Here is a 22,300-nt window from a genome sequence, read left to right as displayed (position 1 = left end):
TGATGTTAAACGAAATGGGACAAGCGGCGCGCGCGGCGTCCTGGGAACTGGCTGCGCTGTCGACCGAACAAAAAAATCAGGTGCTGTACACCATTGCCGAACGGCTGGAAGCCGAAGGTGAAGCGATTCTGGCGGCCAACGCGCTGGATTTAGCCGATGCGCGCCAGAACAGCATGGGCGAGGCGCTTCTGGATCGCCTGACGCTGAATCCGCAGCGCCTTAAGGGCATTGCCGATGATGTACGTCAGGTCTGTCGCCTGGCCGATCCGGTCGGGCAGCTGATTGACGGCGGTATGCTAGACAGCGGTCTGCGCATTGAGCGACGCCGCGTTCCGCTTGGCGTCATTGGTGTTATTTACGAAGCGCGTCCTAACGTCACCGTTGACGTTGCCTCGCTGTGCCTGAAAACCGGCAATGCGGCGATCCTGCGCGGCGGCAAAGAGACGTGGCGCACCAATGCCGCCACGGTGCGCGTGATCCAAAACGCGCTGCGAGAGCACGGTTTGCCGGCTGGCGCGGTACAGGCGATTGAAAATCCTGACCGCGAACTGGTGAATCAGCTGCTGAAGCTGGATCGCTATGTGGATATGCTGATCCCGCGCGGCGGGGCAGAGCTGCACAAGCTGTGCCGCGAACAGTCCACCATTCCGGTGATCACGGGCGGGATCGGTGTGTGTCATCTCTACGTTGATGAAACCATGGAGACTGAACCGGCGCTTGAGGTGATTGTGAATGCGAAAAAACAGCGCCCTAGCGCGTGCAATTCGCTGGAAACACTGCTGCTCCACCGCGATCTGGCGGCAACCTTCATTCCGGCTTTCCTGCAGCGCATGGCGGCAGAAAACATTTCGCTGCACGCCGATGCCAACGCGCTGGCGCTGCTGCAAGATGGCCCGGCGAGCGTGGTCGCGGTCAACGATCGGGAGTACGATGACGAGTGGCTGTCGAACGATCTTAACGTCAAGCTGGTGGACGATATGGATGACGCGATTGCGCATATTCGTGAGCACGGTACCCAGCACTCTGACGGCATTTTGACGCGCAGTCAGCGAAATGCGAACCGCTTTGTGAATCGGGTGGATTCGTCCGCCGTGTACGTCAACGCCAGCACGCGCTTTACCGATGGCGGCCAGTTTGGACTCGGTGCCGAAGTGGCGGTGAGTACGCAAAAATTGCATGCCCGCGGCCCCATGGGACTGGAAGCCCTCACCACCTATAAATGGATTGGCTGGGGCGACGATACGCTGCGTCGCTGAAAGGCAACAGGATAAACCAGGTGAGCACCGGAAACGGTGCTCTTTTTTTTGGCTTTCGATCCAGCGAATACCAGAGAATTTTGAATTATTACTGTCATCTGTGGCGCGCAGAGCGCTTTTCACCCATTTTTTATTTTAAGGGCGGCTCGCGCCCGCACAGAACAATCTTGAAAAGCCTTGATAGACAGGCTTTCAGGCCGCGATCACGGGTTTCCATTAGGGAGCGGGGGATAATGATTGGCCAGATTCAGTGATAAAAGCGGTTGGGTAGTAAACTAACGGTAATATAAAATGAACTGGCAGCAAAAAAGAAAAGAACATTCAGCTTTCTACTGATGGCAGAACATTAACTGATGGTTAAAAAAGAGAGTACGAAGCAAGCCTTTACTGCCAGGCTAATTGCCGCATGTGACAGCGCGGGAATCAGCGGACACGGACGAAATAAACAGGTCGCAAAGGCCTTGCAGCAAAAGGGATGCAAGATTTCTGCGCCAGGGGTCTGGAAATGGTTTAACGCGCAATCGATCCCCGATGACGGGAATCTGTTGGCGCTGAGTCAACTGTTGGGTGTACGGGTTGAGTGGTTGCAGTTTGGTATGGAAACACCGGAGCCGGCCCTGAGCCAGCGCACGCTGATTGCTGAACGACGCTTTCGCGTGGAGAGCCTCGATATCGGGCAGCACAGCACGCAGGGCATTGCGGCGCGTGATGAACTGGTGGAAACCATCCAGGCCATTGAGTATGGCCTGGATGAGGCGCGCACGCTGTTCAACGGCCGTCCGGCAGAGCATATCCGTCTGATTGCCATTAACTCAGACTCGATGGCCAGCACCTTTGCGCCGCGCGATCAGCTGTTTGTGGATGTCAGCGTGCACGACTTCGACGGTGATGGCATCTACCTCTTCACGCTGGATGACAAGTTTTACCTCAAGCGGCTGCAGCTGCAGCACAAACGTGTGGCGGTGATCTCGGACAACAAGCGTTACGAAACCTGGTATCTGACACTGGATGAAGCGGCCTCGCTGCAGGTACTGGCACGGGTGATCCTGAGTCAGGCGGGTGGCTATCAGATTCTGGGATGAGGCTGCGTGGCGCAATGGAGAAAAAAATATTCTGGCTGAAATCAAAAATTTAACTGATGGTGAATAAAAAATTAACTGTCGGTGTTTGCCAATGTATTAGAACCTGTTAATAATTTGAGCATGGATGGATAACATCACTGCTCCCGGATGAGCCCGCTCTTAAACAATTGAGGCGCTGCACAAGCGCGAGACCAACCACCCAAAGTCAGTGGATTTTGGGATGGGGTGGATACGCACTTAGCAGCGTCGTCAGTTGCCTTCTGTCCTCACTCTCCTCTGCTTTTACCTGGCCGCTTGTCGCGCCGGGGACATGCGCTGCGAGTGATTCCAGTGGAACTACGGATGCTCTGGCTCCAGCCGGAACGCCGCGTTTGCCACCCCATCGCCAAAGACTCATTCACAGGAGGAGTTATGGCGATTATTCATTACGGCAAATCCGTTTTTACTGGCAACGCACGCACCCGGCGGCATCGACGCCGACAGTCCCTTAGCTGCCTGAAACGCAGCCTCGACACCGCCCTTGGCATTGAGCCTGACCATCCTACGCTTCGCACCGCCGAGCGTATTTGTCAGCGCGAAACGCAGCCGCGCGTGGATCGCGCGGTGATGGCACCGAGCCCGCGCCGCGCCATAAAACCTAGCTTCGACAACTGCTGTTTGCCCCAGGTTCACCTCTACGCCGTGCGCTAATCCCGCGCCTGTTCTCCAGTTTTGTACGGAACATCGCCGGCTATTTCACTGTTAAACCTTTCTTGTGTGTAGGCCAGGTACGTGAATCGCACCCTATGGCAAGCGTGATGTATTGCCTGCCACGGGGCGCTTTTTGGCCAATACGCCCGTTAATGAGGAGACGCTATGAGTCAGGTTATCGCCATTTTGAACTTTGAAGAGGGATATCGCGAAACGCCTTATCTCGACACGGAAGGCTTCCCGACCGTGGCGGGCGGCATTCGTATTGGGCCGAAGGGCGCCGCACTCAGCCACTACATTTTCCGCGTGCCGCGAAAAGTGGGGGATATATGGAAGCAGTGTCTGGTTGACGAGACGCTCGCCCAAATGCAGCAGCGCCCGTTGATTCAGCAGGCGCTCACCCGGTGTAACGAGGCGCGCTGCGATGTCCTGGTGAGTATGGCGTATCAGCTTGGCGTCGAAGGATTGGCGCTGTTTCGCAGCATGCTGACCGCCATTACGCAGGATGATTTTAACGCCGCCGCCAACGCCATGCTGGATAGCCGCTGGGCCGTCCAGACGCCGGGCCGCGTGCGCCGCCATGCCGAAGCCATGCGCAGCGGCAACTATGACATTTATCGGGGGCTGCTATGAATCTGCGCTGGACAATGTTTGTGATCGCGGTACTGGCGGCCATTGTGCTGCTGCTGCTGCTCCAGCGCTTTACCACGCTGGAGTTTGTCAGGCACGCGCGGTTGCTGTTCAAAACCTGGTCGGTATGGCTGGCGTCGCTGGGATCGATGCTCAGCGCCTGGGCGCAGTCGTTTCCTGCTTCAGCGCTCGATGCCTGGAACGCGCTGCCGCAGGACGTGAAGGCGATTTTGCCTCACAACTACCTGGGGCTAATCGGCGCGTTTTTGGTGGCGATGGGCGTGCTGGCCCAGTTTGTGCGCCAGAAAAAGCTCGTTGAGGAGAAGCAAGCGCTGGAGGCAAAACCATGACGCTAGTGAGTACGTTGTTGAGCGGTAGCTGGCACTGGCTCGCGGCGCTGGCAGGCATTGTGGCCGCGCTGGTGGCGAGTTATCTGGGCGGCAAAAAGATCGGCAAGGTGCAGCAAAAAGCGCGCGCCGATGTTGAACACGCCGAAAACAAGGCCGCGCAGGCCGCGGCGGTAAATCAGCAGCAGCAGCAGCTGCGTGAGGAGGCCAAACGTGTGGAAGTTGCCAACCGTAATCTTGATGACGCTGCCGCTCGTGACAAGCTGCAGCAGTCGAAGTACCACCAACCCTGAACCGCAGGTTATCGACTCCGCCTGCACCCTGTTTTCCCCGCTGTATACCCATGGCCACGATGCCGAACGCATGGATATCCGTACCGTGCGTGCCATCAACAACCATAACGATCTCTGGGATCGGCACTGCGCCCAACCGGCACAATCGCGCTGATCGCACTGCTTTGCATAACCAACCTGAAATGCCGAGGAGGCGACCATGATTGAAGTAAACTCTTTTGCTGAACTGCGTACCACTGCGCCCACCAAAGCGGGTGATATCGCCATGCTGAAACGTTACGCCGATAAAGATTCCGCTTTCCGCGGCGGCGGTGATTTTGTCGGCTTCACCGGCACGCCCACGGGGACTGACGATGGCGGTACGCTGGCGGTGGGCAGCGGTTTCTACTGGAAGCGCATCATCAACAATCCCGGTGACATTAACGTTTACCACTTTGGTGCTAAAGGCGATGGGGTGACGGATGACACCGAGGCATTCAAGCGAATGCTGACCTGGACACAAAACTACAACGCGGTGATCAAGGATTTACCGGTGCGTTTCCCGGGCGGGCGCTTTTTGATTTCGCCCATTGATATCAGCGCCAGTGAAATCCCGTTCTTTGGCCTACAGGGTGACGACGTCGAGCTGGGCGCGATGCCGCGCACGTCAATCATTTCCGATAAGAGCGCCAGTCCCGTTTTCAAGGTGAAGGCGCGCCGTACCGCCATCAAAGGCATTACCTGGAATGGTCAGGCGTCCGCCGACATCACCGCCAACAAAGGCACGATCACCGCCGAGATGTGCACCAACGTGCAGCCGTTCTTCGAAAATACCTGCATCGAAGGCGAAACGGTCAACATTTACTGTTTCCGCGCGCAGAACAACGGCGGTACCGTGATTAAATTGCTGGATACCCTCGACAGCAAGTTTGATCAGATCTTTACCGTCTCCACCTACGGCCGCGTCTTTGACGTGGGCTGGTCCAACTCACCCAACGGCGTGTGGGATCACTCCACGGCGATTGAGATCTGTAACTGTAATTTCCAGAACGGTTACGGTGACGCCACGCTATATATGCCGCGCTGTACGCAGGGCATCATGCGCAACGTATGGATTGAACACACGCGCAATCCCGGCGATCTCTCCGATGGCGGCTGGACCATCGACACGCTGAATATTGAGGATTGTGTCAATCCATTCAACCTCAATAATGCCCGCGTGCTGATGCGTCAAATCAACGTGCAGTCCGGCGGTAAAGTCTCCACCGATCTGGCGCCCGGCAAATGGCTCTCAACGTTTGAGTATGGCTATCGCCGCGATGAGAGCTACGGCAGTTTCCTCTCTGGATCGCTGCGTGCCGGCTATTTTAGCGGCCATAAAATCACCAACAATACCGGCACGGATAACTGGTATCGGGTCGGGACGGTGTTTTTCCCGAATGCTAACCAGCAGTGGGTGATGGAGTTCATCAGCAAGGCCGATGGCACGCAGCCGACCGGCACCGCCGGTTCACCGGTAAACGTGCCCGCCAGCGGAAAAACCTGGATCAACCTGCAGCGGTTGGAAACGGTATGGGCCGATGCCTACCATATGGGGCAGCCGTCCATCCTCGATATGCGCTATAACCGCGTCGGCACCACCTACGCCGTAGTGTGGGTAAAACTGCGCGCCAACAGTGGCGATACGCTGTTGAACCTTACCTGTACCGGTCCGACGCGCTTTGATACCGGTTCCTGCTCGCTGTTCCAGTCCGATTTTTCACTGGTCAGCGACACCACGACGCTGGGGCCGTTCAAACCGGCCGCGCGTTTTGGTCTGCACAACGGGCTGGCCGGCATTGGCGCGAATGAAAAGGGCGTACTGACCGTGGCGACGGCCGCAGGTACGCCAACCAATAAAACCACCCCAACGGGCTTTGTGCTGGTCAATATTAATGGTGTCGATCGTAAACTCCCTTATTACGATTGAGGACCAGCACGTTTGGCGAGGCGGCGGCCTCGCCTTTTTTCGTTTTAACATTGTGCGGTGAGTGCATGCGTTTTCATCAGACAGGGCAGACTTTTCTTGTTAGGGTGAAAAATGTTGAAAAAAGCGGCATCTGCATCGCGGTGTCTTGACTCATCCTCCCGATTTTTCTAAGGTATTTCCCCGCAGCATCCCTCTCATTGCCGGTATAGCTCAGTTGGTAGAGCAGCGCATTCGTAATGCGAAGGTCGTAGGTTCGACTCCTATTACCGGCACCAGTTAACTCAATAACGTATCCATCGTTTACGCCATCCATCCACTGATTTGTGGCAGAGCCACCCCGGTCACGTCACTGCATCGCGCATCCATGCGTTTCCTTACTGAGTACGTGAACCTGCTGGCCGTGCGCGTGGCGTTTTGCGTGGATATTTCTTAACGCCATTCACCTGTATTTTTAATCAATAGGGTTCGGCGCTGTTTATGGCCGTTAATGTCTTACCATGCTAATTAAATTTTCCCCCGCTGAGTAAATTCCGTAATAAACGGGGAGCCATTGATATTACCCTCGAGCGGGGTAAGAATGGTGACAAGAGTTTTGAACACGATCGCACATTTAAAGGCCGCAGGCTATTGCAGTCTTGTGGTTAACACCTGAATGCCATTACGTCACCGCGGCCTGGGCTGTGCGTGAATGCGCTGTCGCGGCAGAAGGCGGGCAGGGTAAACAACAATAAGGGTAATGACGACGTGCATAAACAAAAGGGCCGAAAGTGATTGCAGTGTCGCTGTGACGCGATTGCCCATGTTTATCTCTGTCATCGTATTTTTGTGACAAAGCAGATTACACAATAAGTAAAACGGTTTAATTTTATCTGTTTGTATTTAAAGGTATTTTTTTAAATACCTCGGCCCTTTTTATGTCTAAAAAGTACGTTTGTCATGCACCGTGCGGTAAAGCCGTATCGTCTGTCTGCCAGCACGTTGGCTTTTTTAGCGTTAACCAGCCTTATTTCGCTGGCGAAAATCTTATTTTGATGAGGCTTATTCTGGATATTAATCGCGCTGTTTAGCGGGTTAAGGAAATTCTGAAATAAGTCGGATATCAATGTTAAGCCTGTTACAGGAAACGCGTAATCAGGCTTAACGAGACAAAGTATTGAGGTTGTGTTGTGAAAGATAAATTAAAGAATTCAATGTGGATGATCGCTGAAAAGCTGATCGCAATATTTGGCTTAATCTTCGTGACGTCTTATGTGGCGAAGTATGTGGGGCCAACCACGTTTGGCATTATTTCTATTGCCATGCTGGTGTTCCAGTTTATTCAATCCGTGGCGATTATGGGCAGCGATGTCATTCTGCTCAAGCGTATTGCGCAAAACCGGCGATCCGGCATCCGCCTGATGATGACCACGTTCATGTTGGTCATGGTTATCTACAGCGCGTTAGCCGCGGGTGGCATGGCTATCATGGGCGAGACATGGAGCCGAGACGCGCTGGTCTTTGTTATTGCGGCTGCGCTAGCGTGCCTCTTCTCTTCGCTGGATCTGGTGAATATTTATAACGAGGCGATGCTCAACGCGCGTCTGAATGTGATCGCCAACGTCATCGGGCTGGCGATAAGCCTGGGCGTGCGTTTCTTTATCTCCTATTACGCGCTGAATCCGCAGTACCTGGCGATCCCTATTGTGCTGGCTACGCTGCTGCCTTTCAGCATTAAGCTTTTGATCTTTATGCGCCACCAGCGTCATGCGGTGGCCGTGCCGCCGCGGCGTCACCTGAAAAAATATACGCGCTATATGCTGGCATCGGGGATCTCGCTGGTGTTTTCAGTGATTGCGATTGCCATTTATACCCGTGTGAACCAGCTCAGCGTCTCGTATTTCCTCGGCGTCAAAGAGGCGGGGATCTTCGCGGTAGCGATGACGCTCTCTACCGCATGGGTGTTTTTACCGAATGCGCTGCTGGCCTCCTTTTTCCCGGCATTTTTTGCCGAGCGCGATGATGCGCAGTCGATTGTCAAAGCGCAAAAACTGCACCTGCTGGTGGTCGGCGTCTCGGGCGTGGTGATTTTAGCGATCTGGCTGCTCTCGGGATGGTTTATCCGCCACTTCTACGGCGAGGCTTATTTGGATGCCGTTGCGCCCACGCTCTTGCTAAGCGTCGGTGCTATGTGCGGCGTGCTAAGCAGCTTAATGGACCGTTTCATTATTAAGTACAACGGCTACCGCTTTTTAGTCAAAAAGACCTTTGTGGTGTTACTGGTTTGTCTTGCCTCGTCCGTCGCACTGGTGCCTGTATTCGGTTTAACCGGTGCCGCGATGAGCGTGGTTATTACGGAGTTTGTTTCATTCTCGCTGCTTAATTATTTCTTCTCGGCGCAACCTGTTATTCGGATTCACCAAGTTTTTTTCAACCCCAGGAAACTATGGCTGTTATTAACCCATTACAAAACCTCAGATAGCAAAGAGAGTTTATCATGAATGAAAAACCACTGTTCAGTATTATCATTCCCGTTTATAACGCTGAGCAAACCCTCAGGCGCACGTTATCTAGCGTAATGAATCAAACCTACAGTAATTTTGAAGTGGTGGTCGTCAATGATGGCAGCACGGACAGAAGCGCTCGTATCGCGGACGACTTTAGCCGCTATCCGCAAATCAATGTCATTCATCAAATAAACGGTGGTGTCAGCGCCGCGCGTAATAGTGGGCTGCAGCGCGCGCGCGGCGACTATGTGCTGTTCCTTGACGCCGATGATTGGGTTGATGATAATTTTTTAATGCTCTTCAAACAGAATCTTGATGATTTGCCTAATGAAAGCGTCGATATGCTGGTGGGAAATCTCAATGATAGCCGCGTTGGAAAGGTCTCCATGGCGGGGTTTTTCCACGGAGAAGAGATCCCTTACGTATTGGGCGATCTGGAGATGAGCGATAATATTGGCTACCTGCACAACAAATGTTATCGCCGGGCGATCATTGAAGAATTAGATCTGCGCTTTATTGAAGGCATCTCCATGAGTGAGGATCTCCTGTTTAATCTGAAATTTTTTAGTTGTCTGAATAATTTCCTTGTGACGCGCGGTGCTGCTTACCATTATGAAGATGTCGCAGGATCGCTCTCCAAGAAAAAAGTGCAATACAGTGAATTAAAAGTCAGAAAACAAGCGCTGATTGCACTTTATGATGGTTTGGTAGAGAGGTATCAAAATAGCGATCTTGATCATTTTCTGAAAGGCATTTCTAAGCGCGTGCTGGCGCTGGATATGCAAATCGTTACGGCAATGTATCACTCCAAATTTTCTTCTGCGGACATTGGTCAGGAGATTAATCAAATTAAGCGAGGGAAGTATTCAAAAGGTATTTTTATCCTGCTTAATAAAAATGAAAAATTAAAATACGTGATAATGAATTTGAACACGCTCACAGCTTACTATTTCCTTTATGCACTCTTCAGGATGCGAGCATTCTGAGGTGACATTCTCCCGGCATTCTTCTCTGTGGTGCATCTTAAGCGTCGCGCAGCACGCTGATGACCAAGAGGCGAGTGACCGGGAGAGTTTCACGCTTGCTGACGTTATGCCACTGCGGCAACAGCACACCGCTGCCGCTTTCTGCGATGACCTTCCTGCTATACCGCCTTGCACTCCGCCGCTCTCTAAGGTGAAATAGGTATAGCAAACGATTGCCTGCGTAATTTGTGCATTTTTGATTATTTAATCGCCATATCGTGCATTTTTGTTGCCTTTGTGACGTCACGCTTGCGTTTGAGTCCCCGCCGCACGGAAAAAACGTATAGCATGTGCCCGCGCAGTGAACAGGGTTTGCGGCCTGTAGAGGGTCGTGTTTTTCTGAAGCATGTGATTTTGGAGAGAGTGATGGGCAACGCACAAACCGATACCCTGGGATCGGTTGAGGTCAGCGCAAAGCGCTGGCGCAAGAGTGATACCGTTTGGATGCTGGGTCTGTATGGCACCGCCGTAGGTGCCGGCGTGCTGTTTCTGCCCATTAATGCGGGCGCTGGCGGCTTAATTCCGCTGATCATCATGGCGCTGCTTGCCTTTCCAATGACCTTCTTCGCGCACCGCGCGCTAACGCGCTTTGTGCTCTCTGGCAAACAGCCGGGTGATGATATTACCGATGTGGTTGAGGAGCATTTTGGCGTCGGCGCAGGCAAGCTGATTACGCTGCTCTACTTTTTCGCTATTTATCCTATCTTGCTGATGTACAGCGTCGCCATTACCAATACGGTCGAGAGCTTTATGCAGCATCAGCTGGGCCTGGTGCCGCCCCCGCGCGCCGTGCTTTCTCTGCTGCTGATCGTGGGTATGATGACGGTGGTACGCTTTGGTGAGCAGATGATTGTTAAGGCCATGAGCGTGCTGGTGTTTCCGTTTGTCGCCGTATTGATGCTGATGGCCGCGTATTTAGTGCCGCACTGGCACGGCGCCGCGCTGGACACCCTGACGCTCACCGCGCAGAGCGGCGGGCACGGTATTTTAATGACGCTGTGGCTCGCCATTCCGGTCATGGTATTTTCGTTTAACCATTCCCCGATCATCTCTTCGTTTGCCGTGGCAAAACGTGAAGAGTACGGAGCCGGGGCCGAGAAACGGTGTTCGCGCATTCTTGCTCGCGCTCACCTGATGATGGTGTTCACCGTGATGTTCTTTGTGTTCAGCTGTGTGCTGAGCCTGTCGCCCGCCGATCTTGCGGCGGCCAAGTCGCAAAACATCACGATTCTCTCTTATTTGGCCAATCACTTTAACGCGCCCATCATTGCCTGGCTTGGCCCGATTGTGGCTATCGTGGCGATCACTAAGTCTTTCTTGGGGCATTATCTTGGCGCGCGTGAAGGCTTTAACGGCCTCATCGTGAAATCACTGCGCAGTCGTGGTACGTCGATTTCTCCGCAGCGTCTGAATCGTCTGACGAGCGGATTTATGCTGCTCACCACTTGGCTGGTGGCGACGCTAAATCCCAGTATTCTCGGGATGATTGAAACCTTGGGCGGCCCCATCATCGCGATGATTCTGTTTTTGATGCCGATGTATGCCATTCACAGAGTGCCCGCCATGCGCCAGTACAGCGGAAAGATCAGTAACGTGTTTGTGACCATCAGTGGGCTATTAGCGATTTCGTCAATTGCGTATTCGTTAATGCAGTAGGGGGGCCACGGGCCGTGGCGGGGCGTTTGCCGCAGGCAGCGGCTGGCGTGCCGTTTCGCTGGCACGGAGCGACTTTTGTTCGCCACAGGCTGTGGCAGGTGCCTTTGCCACAGGCAGCGGCAGGGTGCCTTTTCGCTGGCACGGAGCGACTTTCGTTCGCCATAGGCTGTGGCAGGTGCCTTTGCCGCGTTGCGGCGACTGAGCAGAGGGTAGATTCGCCACGGGCAGTGGCTGCGGTGCTTTCCGCTAGCACGGAGCGTGTTTCGTTCGCCAATGGCACTGGCAGGTGCCTTTGCCGCGCTGCGGCGACCGAGCAGAGGGTGGGTTCGCCGCAGGCAGCGGCTGGATGCTTTCTCGCTGGCGCGATGCACGGTGCATCTTTCGTTCGCCATGGCAATGGCAGATGCTTTTGCCGCGTAGCGGCGACCGAGCAGAGGGCGCCAGGCCGCGCCCTCTGCACTCCCCGGCCCTGCGCCAGCCCCGCTCGCCGCTGCGCGGTGCCTTCACTCCCTCAGCCTTCCTGACGGACCGGCGTCGATTCGCTCCTGCTCAACGCCGCCTCTCGCGGCATCCATGCCGCTCGCCCTGGAAGGCCTCCTTCGTTCAGCGAGTGGGGATGGCGCTATTAACCCCCGCTGCAAGCCATGACTTTTTTCGCAGCCGCCGCATGGCGGTAAGATTTTTAAGGTGCACGCGCGGCGTTAAGTAACAACCTTTTTTCGCGTTTTTGGTCTTTAGACGCCAGCGCGTTGCTGAAAAGACTTTTTAGCAACCTCCCGCCCGCGAAGTGTTAACCAGAAGCCGTTTCTAATGTCTGTCTTCTGTCTTTTCCAGCCAGCCACTGTCTTCGCAGACCCGTTTACGGCCACCCAGGCAACCCCAGACAGAAAAAAGAAAAAAGCCCTTACAGGCGGCGGTGTTGAGCGCCATCCGGAGCGCCGAACGGAGCGTGACGGCCAGGACGAAGCGGCAGGGATGCCGCTGAGAGCGCGGTATGAGCCAGGGATGGCGAATCCGCGCGGTCCGTGAGGCCGTTGCGGCGGAGTGAGGGAACAGCGGAGGCTGGCGCAGGGCGCGGATTGCAAAGGGCCGCGCCCTCGGCCCTTTGCCCGTACGCCGCAGCGGGGCGGATGAAACTCCCGCAGGGTTAGCGGGCGGAACCCGCTCATAGTCATACCGGCATAGCGGGCCGGAACCCGCTCAGGGCCATATCGGCTGAGTAGCCGGACCAGCGCAGCGGCTAATGCGCGAGCCCGCGCAACTAAAAACCGGCTTGAGCGGGCCGGAACCCGCTCATAATGTACCGGCTTGAGCGGGCCGGCCCCCGCTCAGCGTCCGACCCGCCCTTACACTGCGGTCTTAAACACACTCATTGACTGGGCCAGGCGATCGGCCTGCTCTTGCAATGCCTGTGACGCGGCAGACGCTTCCTGCACTAACGCGGCGTTCTGCTGCGTGACGGCTTCCATCTGCGTAATTGCCTGATTGATTTCGCTAATGCCGCTGCTCTGCTCACTGCTGGCGATGGTGATTTCGCTCATGATGTTCGCCACGCTATTCACGCTGTTGACCACTTGACCGATGGTTGAGCCAGCGTGTGTCACCAGGCGGCTACCTTCATCAACCTGCACCACCGAATCCTCGATCAGCACTTTGATCTCTTTTGCCGCTGAAGCAGAGCGGTGGGCCAGATTACGCACTTCCGTCGCAACCACGGCAAAGCCGCGACCCTGCTCTCCGGCGCGGGCCGCTTCCACGGCGGCGTTGAGCGACAGAATATTGGTCTGGAAGGCAATAGAGTCAATCACGCTGATAATATCGACGATCTTCTTGGAAGAAAGGGTAATTGCTTCCATTTTCTCAATCACCTGCTCCATCACCACGCCGCCTTCACGCGCCACGGTGGAGGTGGTAGCGACCAGCTGATTGGCTTCGCGCGCATTATCGGCGTTGTGTTTCACCGTGGCGGTCATCTGCTCCATGGCGGACGCCGTTTCTTCCAGTGAACTGGCCTGCTGCTCGGTGCGGGAAGAGAGATCGATATTGCCGCTGGAGATCTGATTGGATGCCACGGCAATGGTGTCAGAACCCGCACGCACGTTAGACACAATGGTCAGCAGGTTATCGTTCATGGTTTGCAGCGCCTGCATCAGCACCGCAGTCTCATCTTTGCCATTCACCTCAATGCGCGAGCTAAGATCGCCCGCTGCCACTTTCTCCGCGACGGTGATCGCTTCATTCAACGGACGCACGATAGAGCGCGTCAGCATAAAGCCCAGCACCACGGCGGCAGCGATCGCGATCGCTGAGAAGATCAGCGTAATCTCAATGGCGGTTGATCCGTCATCAATAATGTTTGCGCCTTCGTTACGTAGCTGATCCGACTGCGAGTTAGCAAACGCCTCGGCAAGCGTGAGGTAAGTATTCTGGGTAGGGGTGATTTTTTTCAGCACGTAAGTGCTGGCGTCGTCGAGCTTGCCGTCGCGCACCAGCTTGAGTACCTCTTCTTTCTGCTGCTCAAACAGCTTACTGGCTGTGAGCAGGCCGGCAATTTTCTTTTTCCCTATAGGCGTGACTTGAATCGCCTCAATTTTTTTCATCGCGCGATTGGTGCGCTCGGTGGCTTCATTGAGCTGCTGGTAGCGCTGCACATTGTTCTGCGGGCGCAGCGTGTCGATCACGATGCCACGCAGGTATTTAATCTGATCGTTAACGCCATCACGCACATCGAAGCCCAAGCGGACTTTGACGTAGCGATCTTCAATGATCGACGTAATGCCCGATTTGATGTTGTTGATTTTCATGATTGACGTGACGCCGACCACGCCCAACAGCGTGACCACCAGCGCAAAGGCGATGCCCAGCCGTATGCCAACTTTCATATTCTTTAAGCTCAACATTTGTTCTCCCTGTAATGCCAAAAATTGATGTTTTCATCACGGAAAGGCCACAATGCAATCCGTATCAGGTCACTGTTTTGTATTGGAAAAAAATGAAATGGAGATGCGGGGCCGTCTGAAAAACGGTCTAGCAAACGTTTTAAGTTATCGGTTGCTAATGTTTTAACTTTAACTTTTTAGATCTCTATCACATTTCTATAAGTGATATTCACGGTGTGAAACTAAGTGAAATGGCGCGTTTCAGGCGGGACAGACGTAAAAAAAGGCGCCTGAGCGCCTTTTGATGAAAAAGAGAGAAATTACTTGGTTTTCGCCAGCACGCGATGAATGACGCTGGACAGCTCATTGATCTCAAACTTCGCCACGTAGCCGTCGGCACCCACTTTCCGCACGTGATCTTCGTTGGCGCTGCCAGAGAGCGAAGAGTGGATAACCACCGGAATGTGGCGCAGCGTTTCATCGCGTTTGATGTTGCGCGTCAAGGTAAAGCCGTCCATTTCCGGCATTTCTAAATCGGTCAGCACCAGCGCAATCTTGTCGTGAATTGACTCGCCTGCCGCCGCCGCTTCTTTTTGCATCTCGTTGATTTTAATCCAGGCTTCCAGGCCAGTGTTATGCATCAGCGCGGGAATGCCCATGCTCTTCAGGCCTTGCTCCAGCAGCTGACGCGCCACTTTCGAGTCTTCGGCAACGATGGCCACCTGGCCCGGCTTCAGGTTGAAATTCTTCACCGTCTCTTCGCCCGGCTCGACGCCGCGCACCGACGGAATGATGTCATACAAAATCTGTTCAACGTCCAGCACCAGCGCCAGACTGTTGGTCTGCTCATCGCTGTCCAGACAGGCAATGCTGGTGATGTTGCGGCTGCTGATGCCCGCTTCCGCCGTGTGGACCTGGCTCCAGTCGAGACGCACGATATTCTCTACCGACTCCACCGCAAAAGCTTGGGTGCTGCGGGCATATTCCGTGACCAGCAGCAGATTAAGCCCGGTCTCAGGCTTACAGCCCGTTACCGCAGGCAGATCGATCACGGGAATAAACTGACCGCGAATGCTGGCCATACCCAGCAGCGGAGAGTTCATACCTGCCGCGCGGGTGATGGGCGGCATCGGAACAATTTCACGCAGTTTAAAGACGTTGATGCCGTACAGTTCTGATTTGCCTTTCAGCCGATCGGAGCCGAGGCGAAACAACAGCAGTTCGAATTTATTAGAAAGCGCAAGGTTGGCGCGTTCATCGATCTCTTTTTGAAAATTATCCATTGTGGCCTCAAGCGAAATCCGGGCAGGAGAAAAGGGCAGTGTTTAACTTATCGGCAGAGAAGAGAAAAAATGCAGGGAGGGGAGGGGAAATTTCGCGCGGCAGCGTGAGCCACCGCGCAAAAGGGTTATTTCAACAGGATAGCGCGTACGCTTTTGCCTTTGATCTTGCCCTCTTTTAATTTGATCAGCGCTTTTTTGGCCTGCGCGGCTTCAATCGCGACATAGGCGTGGGTTGGCGTCAGATCGATCTTGCCGATCTGATCGCCACGGAAGCCCGCTTCACCCGTTAACGCGCCGAGAATGTCGCCAGGGCGGATCTTCGCTTTACGACCGCCATCGATGCAAAGCGTCATCATTGTGGCAGGCAGCGGCTGCGTGCTATTGCCTTTCAGCGTAGCGGCGGGTACCCAGCGAAGTTTTTGATTAAGGTACGCTTCCAGCGCGTTGGCGCGCACCATTTCGTCTGGCGCGACAAAGCTCACTGCCAGCCCTTGCTCTCCGGCGCGCCCGGTACGGCCGATGCGGTGAATGTGCACCTCAGGATCCCAGGCAAGCTGGTAGTTGACCACCAGTGACAGCGATTTGATATCCAGGCCACGGGCGGCAACGTCAGTGGCAATCAGCACGCGGATACTGCCGTTGGCAAAGCGGATCAGCACGCGCTCGCGGTCGCGCTGCTCTAAATCGCCGTGCAGTGCTTCGGCGCTGATGCCGCGATCGTTGAGCACGGCGGCGATGTCATCGCACTCGCGCTTGGTGTTGCAAAACACCACGCACGATGCCGGTTGCTGCTGGCTGAGCAGCGCACAGAGCAACGCGCTGCGCTCGCTGGGGCTGGCTTCAAAAAACTGTTGTTCGATAGCGGGCAGCTCGGTTTTCTCTTCGGTGGCGACCGCGAGCGCATCGCGCTGAAAACGCTGGCTAAGGCTGGCGATAGTGTCAGGCCAGGTGGCTGAAAACAGCAGTGTCTGACGGGTTTCCGGCGTGAAGCCGATGATCGCTTCCATGTCGTCGCGGAAGCCCATCTCCAGCATGCGATCGGCTTCATCCAGCACCAGGGTATCCAGCTGCGCCAGATCCAGGTTATCGCGCTTGAGGTGGTCGAGAATGCGTCCCGGCGTACCGACCACAATATGCGGCGCATGCGCCAGCGAGTCGCGCTGCGCACTCATGGGTTGCCCACCGCACAGGGTCAGAATTTTTATATTGCGGGTGAAGCGCGCCAGCTGACGCAGCACGTTGCTGACCTGATCGGCCAGTTCGCGCGTAGGGCAAAGCACCAGCGCTTGGGTGTGAAAGCGGCTGCTGTCGATGCGGTGCAGTAAACCAATGCCAAAGGCGGCGGTTTTGCCGCTGCCGGTTTTCGCCTGCGCGCGGACATCGCGTCCGGCAAGAATCGCGGGCAGGGAGGCGGCCTGGATCGGCGTCATGGCGTCAAATCCCATCTCGCGCAGGTTGTCGAGCTGGCTGGCGGGCAGTTGCGTCAGGGTAGAAAAAGCGGTCACGGAAATGTCTCTGATAGCGGGAAGGATTGCGGCGGTCAGTCTGGCAGAAAGGGCAGCGCGCATCAATGGGGAATAGGGGCCAGGGCGCTGGCCAGTCGCTGCGGGAGTCCGGCCCGCTCAAGCCGGTAAAGGGTGAGCGGGTTCCGGCCCGCTATGCCGGTCTTTACTTAACCCTGCACGGGTTCCGGCCGCTCAGTCGGCATTGCTCTGAGCGGGTTCCGCCCGCTAACCGCACGGCAGTTTCATCCGCCCCGCTGCGGCGTACGGGCAAAGGGCCGATGGGCGCGGCCCTTTGCAATCCGCGCCCTGCGCCAGCCTGCGCTGTTCCCTCACTCCGCCGCAACGGCCTCAAGGACCGCGCGGATTCGCCATCCCTGGCTCATTCCGCGCTCTCAGCGGCATCCATGCCGCTTCGTCCTGGCCGTCACGCTCCGTTCGGCGCTCCGGATGGCGCTCAACACCCCCGCCTGTGGGTATCTTTTCTTTTTTTCTGTGCGGTGTTGTCTGGGGGGGCCGTAGGCTGGTCTGCGAAGACAGTGACTGGCTGAAAAAGACAGAAAACAGAAGACAAAAGCCAGATAGGGCTTCTGATTAACACCGCGCGGGCAGGAGTTACTTAAAAGTCTTCAGCCACGCACTGGCGTTTAAAGTCAAAAACACGAAAGATGGGTTTGCTCAGCGCCGCACGGGCGGGGTGTTACTTAAAAGTCTTCAGCCACGCACTGGCGTTTAAAGTCAAAAACACGAAAGATGGGTTTGCTCAGCGCCGCACGGGCGGGGTGTTACTTAAAAGTCTTCAGCCACGCACTGGCGTTTAAACTCAAAAACACGAAAGATGGGTTTGCTCAGCGCCGCACGGGCGGGGTGTTACTTAAAAGTCTTCAGCCACGCACTGGCGTTTAAAGTCAAAAACACGAAAGATGGGTTTTCTTAACGCCGCATGGGCAGGGTGTTACTTAAAAGTCTTAAAGCCACGCGGTTGCTACAAAAAAATCATGGCGTGCAGCGGGGGTTGTGAAGCGCCATCCCCACTCGCTGAACGAGTGAGGCCTTCCAGGGCGAGCGGCATGGATGCCGCGAGAGGCGGCGTTGAGCAGGAGCGAATCGACGCCGGTCCGTCAGGAAGGCTGAGGGAGTGAAGGCACCGCGCAGCGGCGAGCGGGGCTGGCGCAGGGCCGGGGAGTGCAGAGGGCGCGGCCTGGCGCCCTCTGCTCGGTCGCCGCTACGCGGCAAAGGCACCTGCCACAGCCTGTGGCGAACGAAAGTCGCTCCGCGCCAGCGAGAAAGCACCCGCCACGGCTTGTGGCCCGCTGCCTGCGGCAAAAGCCCCGCCACGGCTTGTGGCAAAAGCACCTGCCGCTGCCTGCGGCAAAAGCCCCGCCACAGCCCGTGGCCCCAATTGGTCCTACCAATCCCCCTTCACCCTGCTTCCCCTATCACAGATGCACAAAATACCTCCGCCAACCCGTTGCGTTGCATTAACACTCCGTTAACTATTCAGCCATAGCGCTTCCATGGCTAGATTGGTCCTACCAATTTGCGGCGGAGGTGAGACGCTGGTGCAATGCCTCTAACCGTTGCGCGGCAATGAACAGGTCATCTCTGGAGACAGCGGCATGCAGGTATGGCAACAAAACTACGATCCCCTCAATAATTTATGGCTCTCCAGCCTGGTGGCGGTGATCCCGATTGTGTTCTTCTTTTTTGCGCTGATTAAACTCAAGTTAAAAGGCTATCTGGCGGGAACGGCGACGGTGGTGATTGCGCTGCTGGTGGCGCTGTTTCTCTACGGTATGCCGCTGGGGCAGGCGCTGGCGTCGGTGGCGTTTGGTTTTTTCTATGGCCTGTGGCCGATTGCCTGGATCATCGTCGCGGCGGTGTTTGTCTATAAAATCTCGGTGAAAACCGGCCAGTTCGATATCATTCGCGCCTCGATTCTCTCAATCACTCACGATCAGCGCTTGCAGATGCTGATTGTCGGCTTCTCGTTTGGTGCCTTTCTGGAAGGTGCGGCGGGCTTTGGTGCACCAGTGGCGATCACCGCCGCGCTACTCGTAGGGCTGGGGTTCAACCCGCTTTACGCCGCGGGGCTGTGCCTGATCGTCAATACCGCGCCGGTGGCGTTTGGCGCCATGGGCATTCCGATTATTGTCGCAGGCCAGGTCACCGGACTGGACAGCTTCCACATCGGACAGATGGCGGGGCGTCAGCTGCCATTTCTCACGCTGGTGGTGCTGTTTTGGATCATGGCGATCATGGATGGCTGGCGCGGCGTTAAAGAGACCTGGCCTGCGGTGATGGTCGCGGGCGGCTCGTTCGCGCTGGCCCAGTTTCTGAGCTCAAATTTCCTCGGCCCCGAGCTGCCAGACATCATCTCTTCGCTGGCGTCGCTGATCTGCCTGACGCTGTTTCTGCGCCGCTGGAAGCCGGTACGCATTTTCCGCTTTGATGAAAAAAATCGTCAGGATGAAGCGAGCACTGCGCCGGTGCGCTATTCGCTGGCGCAGATCATCCGCGCGTGGATGCCGTTTCTGTTTTTGACCGCCACGGTCACGCTGTGGAGCATTCCGCCGTTCAAGGCGCTGTTTGCCAAAGGGGGCGCGCTCTATGACTGGGTGCTAAGCGTGCCGGTGCCGCTGCTGCATGAAGGCATTGCGCGGATGCCGCCGGTGGTCAGCGCGGCGACCCCGTATCCCGCCCTGTTCAAATTCGACGCGGTCTCGGCCACCGGCACCGCCATTTTGGTGGCCGCACTCCTGTCAATTATCTGGCTGCGCATGAAGCCCGCGGCGGCGCTGCATACGTTCGCGGAGACGCTGAAGGAGCTGGCGCTGCCGATTTACTCCATTGGCATGGTGCTGGCCTTTGCCTTTATCGCCAACTATTCCGGCCTGTCGGCCACGCTGGCGCTGGCGTTGGCGCACACGGGCAGCGCCTTCACGTTTTTCTCTCCGTTCCTTGGCTGGCTCGGCGTGTTTCTCACCGGCTCGGACACGTCCTCCAACGCACTGTTTGCCGCATTGCAGGCCACCACGGCCCAGCAGATTGGCGTATCGGATGTGCTGCTGGTGGCGGCCAACACCACCGGCGGCGTCACCGGTAAGATGATTTCGCCACAGTCGATCGCCATTGCCTGCGCGGCGGTTGGTCTGGTAGGCAAAGAGTCGGATCTGTTCCGTTTTACCGTCAAGCACAGCTTGATTTTCACCTGCCTGGTTGGCGTGATTACCACGCTTCAGGCGTATGTCTTGACCTGGATGATCCCATGACCCTCGACACGCCCCGTGCAGGCGACACGCTGCGCGATCGCCTGCGCGCCTGGATTCACGCACAGCATTTGCAGCCCGGCATGCGCCTGCCGGCGGAGCGTCAGCTGGCGGCGATGTTGGGCGTCTCGCGCTCCTCCTTGCGTGAGGCGATCCAGCAGCTGATCAGTCGCGGCGAGTTAACCAGCAAACGCGGCGGCGGAACCTGGGTCAGCGCGTCCGGCGAACCCTGGGCTGAGCAGCAGATTGTGGAGCCCATCCGTCAGCTGCTGGCGGACGATCCTGACTACCGCTGGGATATTCTGGAAGCGCGCCACGCCATTGAAGCTAGCACCGCCTGGCATGCCGCCATGCGCGCTACCGAGGCGGACAAAGAGAAATTACGCCTCGCCTTTGATGCGCTGCTCAAGCTGCATGACTGTGACGATCCCGATCTCGCCGCCCAGGCTGACCTGCGCTTTCACCTCGCCATTGCCGAGGCCTCGCATAACGTGGTGCTGCTGCACACCATGCGCGGCTTTTTTGATTTGCTGCAATCGTCGGTGCTGCATAGCCGCCAGCGCATGTACACCCAGCCGGTGATTTTTAATCGCCTCAATGAGCAGCATCAGGCGCTGTTTGACGCGGTGATGGCCGGAGAGGCTGAGGCCGCGCGTCAGGCGGCGATGGATCATCTTGGCTTTGTCCACACCACCCTGAAATCCCTTCATGAAGATGAGGCCCGGCAGGCGCGCATTACGCGGCTACCCGGCCAGATAAAAGAGAATCGCAAGGAGAACAATGGATGATCATCTCGGCTGCCAGTGACTATCGCGCTGCCGCACAGCGTAAATTGCCGCCTTTTCTGTTTCATTACCTGGACGGCGGCGCCTATGCGGAGCATACGCTGGCGCGCAACGTCGCCGATCTCTCTGACGTGGCGCTGCGTCAGCGGGTGCTGAAGAACATGTCCGATCTTAGCCTCGAAACTACGCTGTTTAACGAGACGCTGTCCATGCCGGTGGCGCTGGCACCGGTGGGATTGTGCGGCATGTATGCGCGGCGTGGCGAAGTGCAGGCGGCGCGTGCAGCGGCGAAAAAGGGCATCCCGTTTACGCTTTCCACCGTGTCGCTCTGTCCGATTGAAGAGGTTGCGCCCGCTATCGATCGGCCCATGTGGTTTCAGCTCTATGTGCTGCGCGATCGCGGTTTTATGCGCAATGCCCTGGAGCGCGCCAAAGCCGCTGGCTGCACCACGCTGGTGTTTACGGTGGATATGCCGACGCCCGGCGCACGCTACCGCGATGCGCATTCCGGCATGAGTGGCCCGCATGCGGCGCTGCGTCGTTACTGGCAGGCGGTGACGCATCCGCAGTGGGCATGGGATGTGGGGCTCAACGGTCGTCCGCACGACCTTGGCAACATCTCGGCCTACCTCGGCAAGCCTACCGGACTGGAAGATTATATTGGCTGGCTGGCAGCCAATTTCGATCCGTCAATCTCGTGGAAAGATCTGGAGTGGATCCGCGAGTTCTGGGATGGCCCGATGGTGATCAAAGGGATTCTGGACGCGGAAGACGCACGCGATGCGGTGCGTTTTGGTGCAGACGGCATCGTGGTGTCGAATCACGGAGGACGCCAGCTGGATGGCGTGCTGTCCACCGCGCGCGCGCTGCCCGCCATTGCCGATGCGGTCAAAGGGGAGATCGCGCTGCTCGCCGACAGCGGCATCCGTAACGGACTGGATGTCGTGCGCATGATCGCCTTGGGTGCGGACAGTGTGCTACTGGGGCGCGCCTTTATTTATGCGTTGGCCACGCACGGGCAGCAGGGCGTGGAAAATCTGCTGACGCTGGTCGAAAAAGAGATGCGCGTGGCGATGACCCTGACTGGCGTGAAGTCGATCCGTGAAATCGGCCGCGATGCGCTGGTACAAGCCGATATGCTGTTAAAAGAGGCGGGGCTGAACGCGCCCTAA

Annotated in this window: 17 protein-coding genes and 1 tRNA gene; 15 read left to right on the top strand and 3 right to left on the bottom strand. The window is 56.4% G+C overall.

The features are described 5' to 3' along the window. Positions 1-2: 2 nt before the first annotated feature. The 12 genes from proA (at position 3) to LU196_RS02875 (ending at position 11,410) form a co-directional block, all read left to right on the top strand. Positions 3-1,256 (top strand): glutamate-5-semialdehyde dehydrogenase, encoded by a 1,254-nt coding sequence (gene proA / locus LU196_RS02930; RefSeq protein WP_232761500.1) that lies wholly within the window; start codon positions 3-5, stop codon positions 1,254-1,256. A 353-nt stretch (positions 1,257-1,609) separates the two neighbouring features. Beyond that, positions 1,610-2,338, top strand: a complete 729-nt coding sequence (locus LU196_RS02925) for a S24 family peptidase (RefSeq protein ID WP_370640958.1) — start codon at positions 1,610-1,612, stop codon at positions 2,336-2,338. 411 nt (positions 2,339-2,749) lie between these two features. After that, a complete protein-coding gene (locus LU196_RS02920; protein WP_232761490.1) occupies positions 2,750-3,028 on the top strand; it encodes a hypothetical protein in 279 nt (92 codons plus the stop codon). Positions 3,029-3,193: 165 nt separating this feature from the next. Continuing rightward, positions 3,194-3,661, top strand: a complete 468-nt coding sequence (locus LU196_RS02915) for a glycoside hydrolase family protein (protein WP_232761491.1) — start codon at positions 3,194-3,196, stop codon at positions 3,659-3,661. A gap of 2 nt (positions 3,662-3,663) precedes the next feature. Beyond that, positions 3,664-4,008 (top strand): hypothetical protein, encoded by a 345-nt coding sequence (locus LU196_RS02910; protein WP_232761501.1) that lies wholly within the window; start codon positions 3,664-3,666, stop codon positions 4,006-4,008. Continuing rightward, positions 4,005-4,298: a hypothetical protein gene (locus tag LU196_RS02905; protein WP_232761492.1), complete on the top strand. Its 294-nt coding sequence runs from the start codon at positions 4,005-4,007 to the stop codon at positions 4,296-4,298. The genes LU196_RS02910 and LU196_RS02905 overlap by 4 nt, the downstream gene beginning before the upstream one ends. After that, positions 4,261-4,452, top strand: coding sequence for a hypothetical protein (locus LU196_RS02900; protein WP_232761493.1), 192 nt, complete (start codon positions 4,261-4,263; stop codon positions 4,450-4,452). The genes LU196_RS02905 and LU196_RS02900 overlap by 38 nt, the downstream gene beginning before the upstream one ends. A gap of 45 nt (positions 4,453-4,497) precedes the next feature. Beyond that, positions 4,498-6,246: a glycosyl hydrolase family 28-related protein gene (locus LU196_RS02895; RefSeq protein WP_232761494.1), complete on the top strand. Its 1,749-nt coding sequence runs from the start codon at positions 4,498-4,500 to the stop codon at positions 6,244-6,246. Between the two features lie 199 nt (positions 6,247-6,445). Then, positions 6,446-6,521, top strand: a tRNA-Thr gene (locus LU196_RS02890). 891 nt (positions 6,522-7,412) lie between these two features. Further along, entirely contained in the window at positions 7,413-8,723 is a 1,311-nt protein-coding gene (locus tag LU196_RS02885; RefSeq protein ID WP_232761495.1) for an oligosaccharide flippase family protein, read from the top strand. Further along, complete coding sequence (locus LU196_RS02880; RefSeq protein WP_232761496.1) at positions 8,720-9,715, top strand: glycosyltransferase family A protein; 996 nt, start codon at positions 8,720-8,722, stop codon at positions 9,713-9,715. Before LU196_RS02885 ends, LU196_RS02880 begins: the two co-directional genes overlap by 4 nt. A 405-nt stretch (positions 9,716-10,120) precedes the next feature. Beyond that, positions 10,121-11,410 (top strand): HAAAP family serine/threonine permease, encoded by a 1,290-nt coding sequence (locus tag LU196_RS02875; protein ID WP_232761497.1) that lies wholly within the window; start codon positions 10,121-10,123, stop codon positions 11,408-11,410. A 1,346-nt stretch (positions 11,411-12,756) separates the two neighbouring features. Here the strand turns inward: LU196_RS02875 and LU196_RS02870 are convergent. The 3 genes from LU196_RS02870 to dbpA form a co-directional block, all read right to left on the bottom strand. Next, positions 12,757-14,310, bottom strand: a complete 1,554-nt coding sequence (locus LU196_RS02870) for a methyl-accepting chemotaxis protein (RefSeq protein WP_232761550.1) — start codon at positions 14,308-14,310, stop codon at positions 12,757-12,759. A gap of 299 nt (positions 14,311-14,609) precedes the next feature. Further along, positions 14,610-15,572: a chemotaxis protein gene (locus tag LU196_RS02865; protein ID WP_232761549.1), complete on the bottom strand. Its 963-nt coding sequence runs from the start codon at positions 15,570-15,572 to the stop codon at positions 14,610-14,612. 125 nt (positions 15,573-15,697) lie between these two features. Beyond that, on the bottom strand, positions 15,698-17,077 hold the full coding sequence (gene dbpA, locus LU196_RS02860; RefSeq protein ID WP_232761548.1) for an ATP-dependent RNA helicase DbpA: 1,380 nt from the start codon (positions 17,075-17,077) through the stop codon (positions 15,698-15,700). 1,616 nt (positions 17,078-18,693) lie between these two features. On the opposite strand from dbpA, the gene lldP reads away from it, so the two are divergent. The 3 genes from lldP to lldD are packed head-to-tail and all read left to right on the top strand — an operon-like array spanning position 18,694 to position 22,300. Then, positions 18,694-20,346, top strand: coding sequence for an L-lactate permease (lldP, locus tag LU196_RS02855; protein ID WP_232758213.1), 1,653 nt, complete (start codon positions 18,694-18,696; stop codon positions 20,344-20,346). Then, entirely contained in the window at positions 20,343-21,131 is a 789-nt protein-coding gene (gene lldR / locus LU196_RS02850) for a transcriptional regulator LldR (RefSeq protein ID WP_232758212.1), read from the top strand. Before lldP ends, lldR begins: the two co-directional genes overlap by 4 nt. After that, complete coding sequence (gene lldD / locus LU196_RS02845) at positions 21,128-22,300, top strand: FMN-dependent L-lactate dehydrogenase LldD (RefSeq protein WP_232758211.1); 1,173 nt, start codon at positions 21,128-21,130, stop codon at positions 22,298-22,300. Before lldR ends, lldD begins: the two co-directional genes overlap by 4 nt.

Origin of the sequence: Pantoea sp. Mb-10, assembly GCF_021272205.1 — a bacterium.
GTDB lineage: Bacteria > Pseudomonadota > Gammaproteobacteria > Enterobacterales > Enterobacteriaceae > Pantoea.
This window is presented reverse-complemented; position numbering and strand designations above follow the sequence as displayed.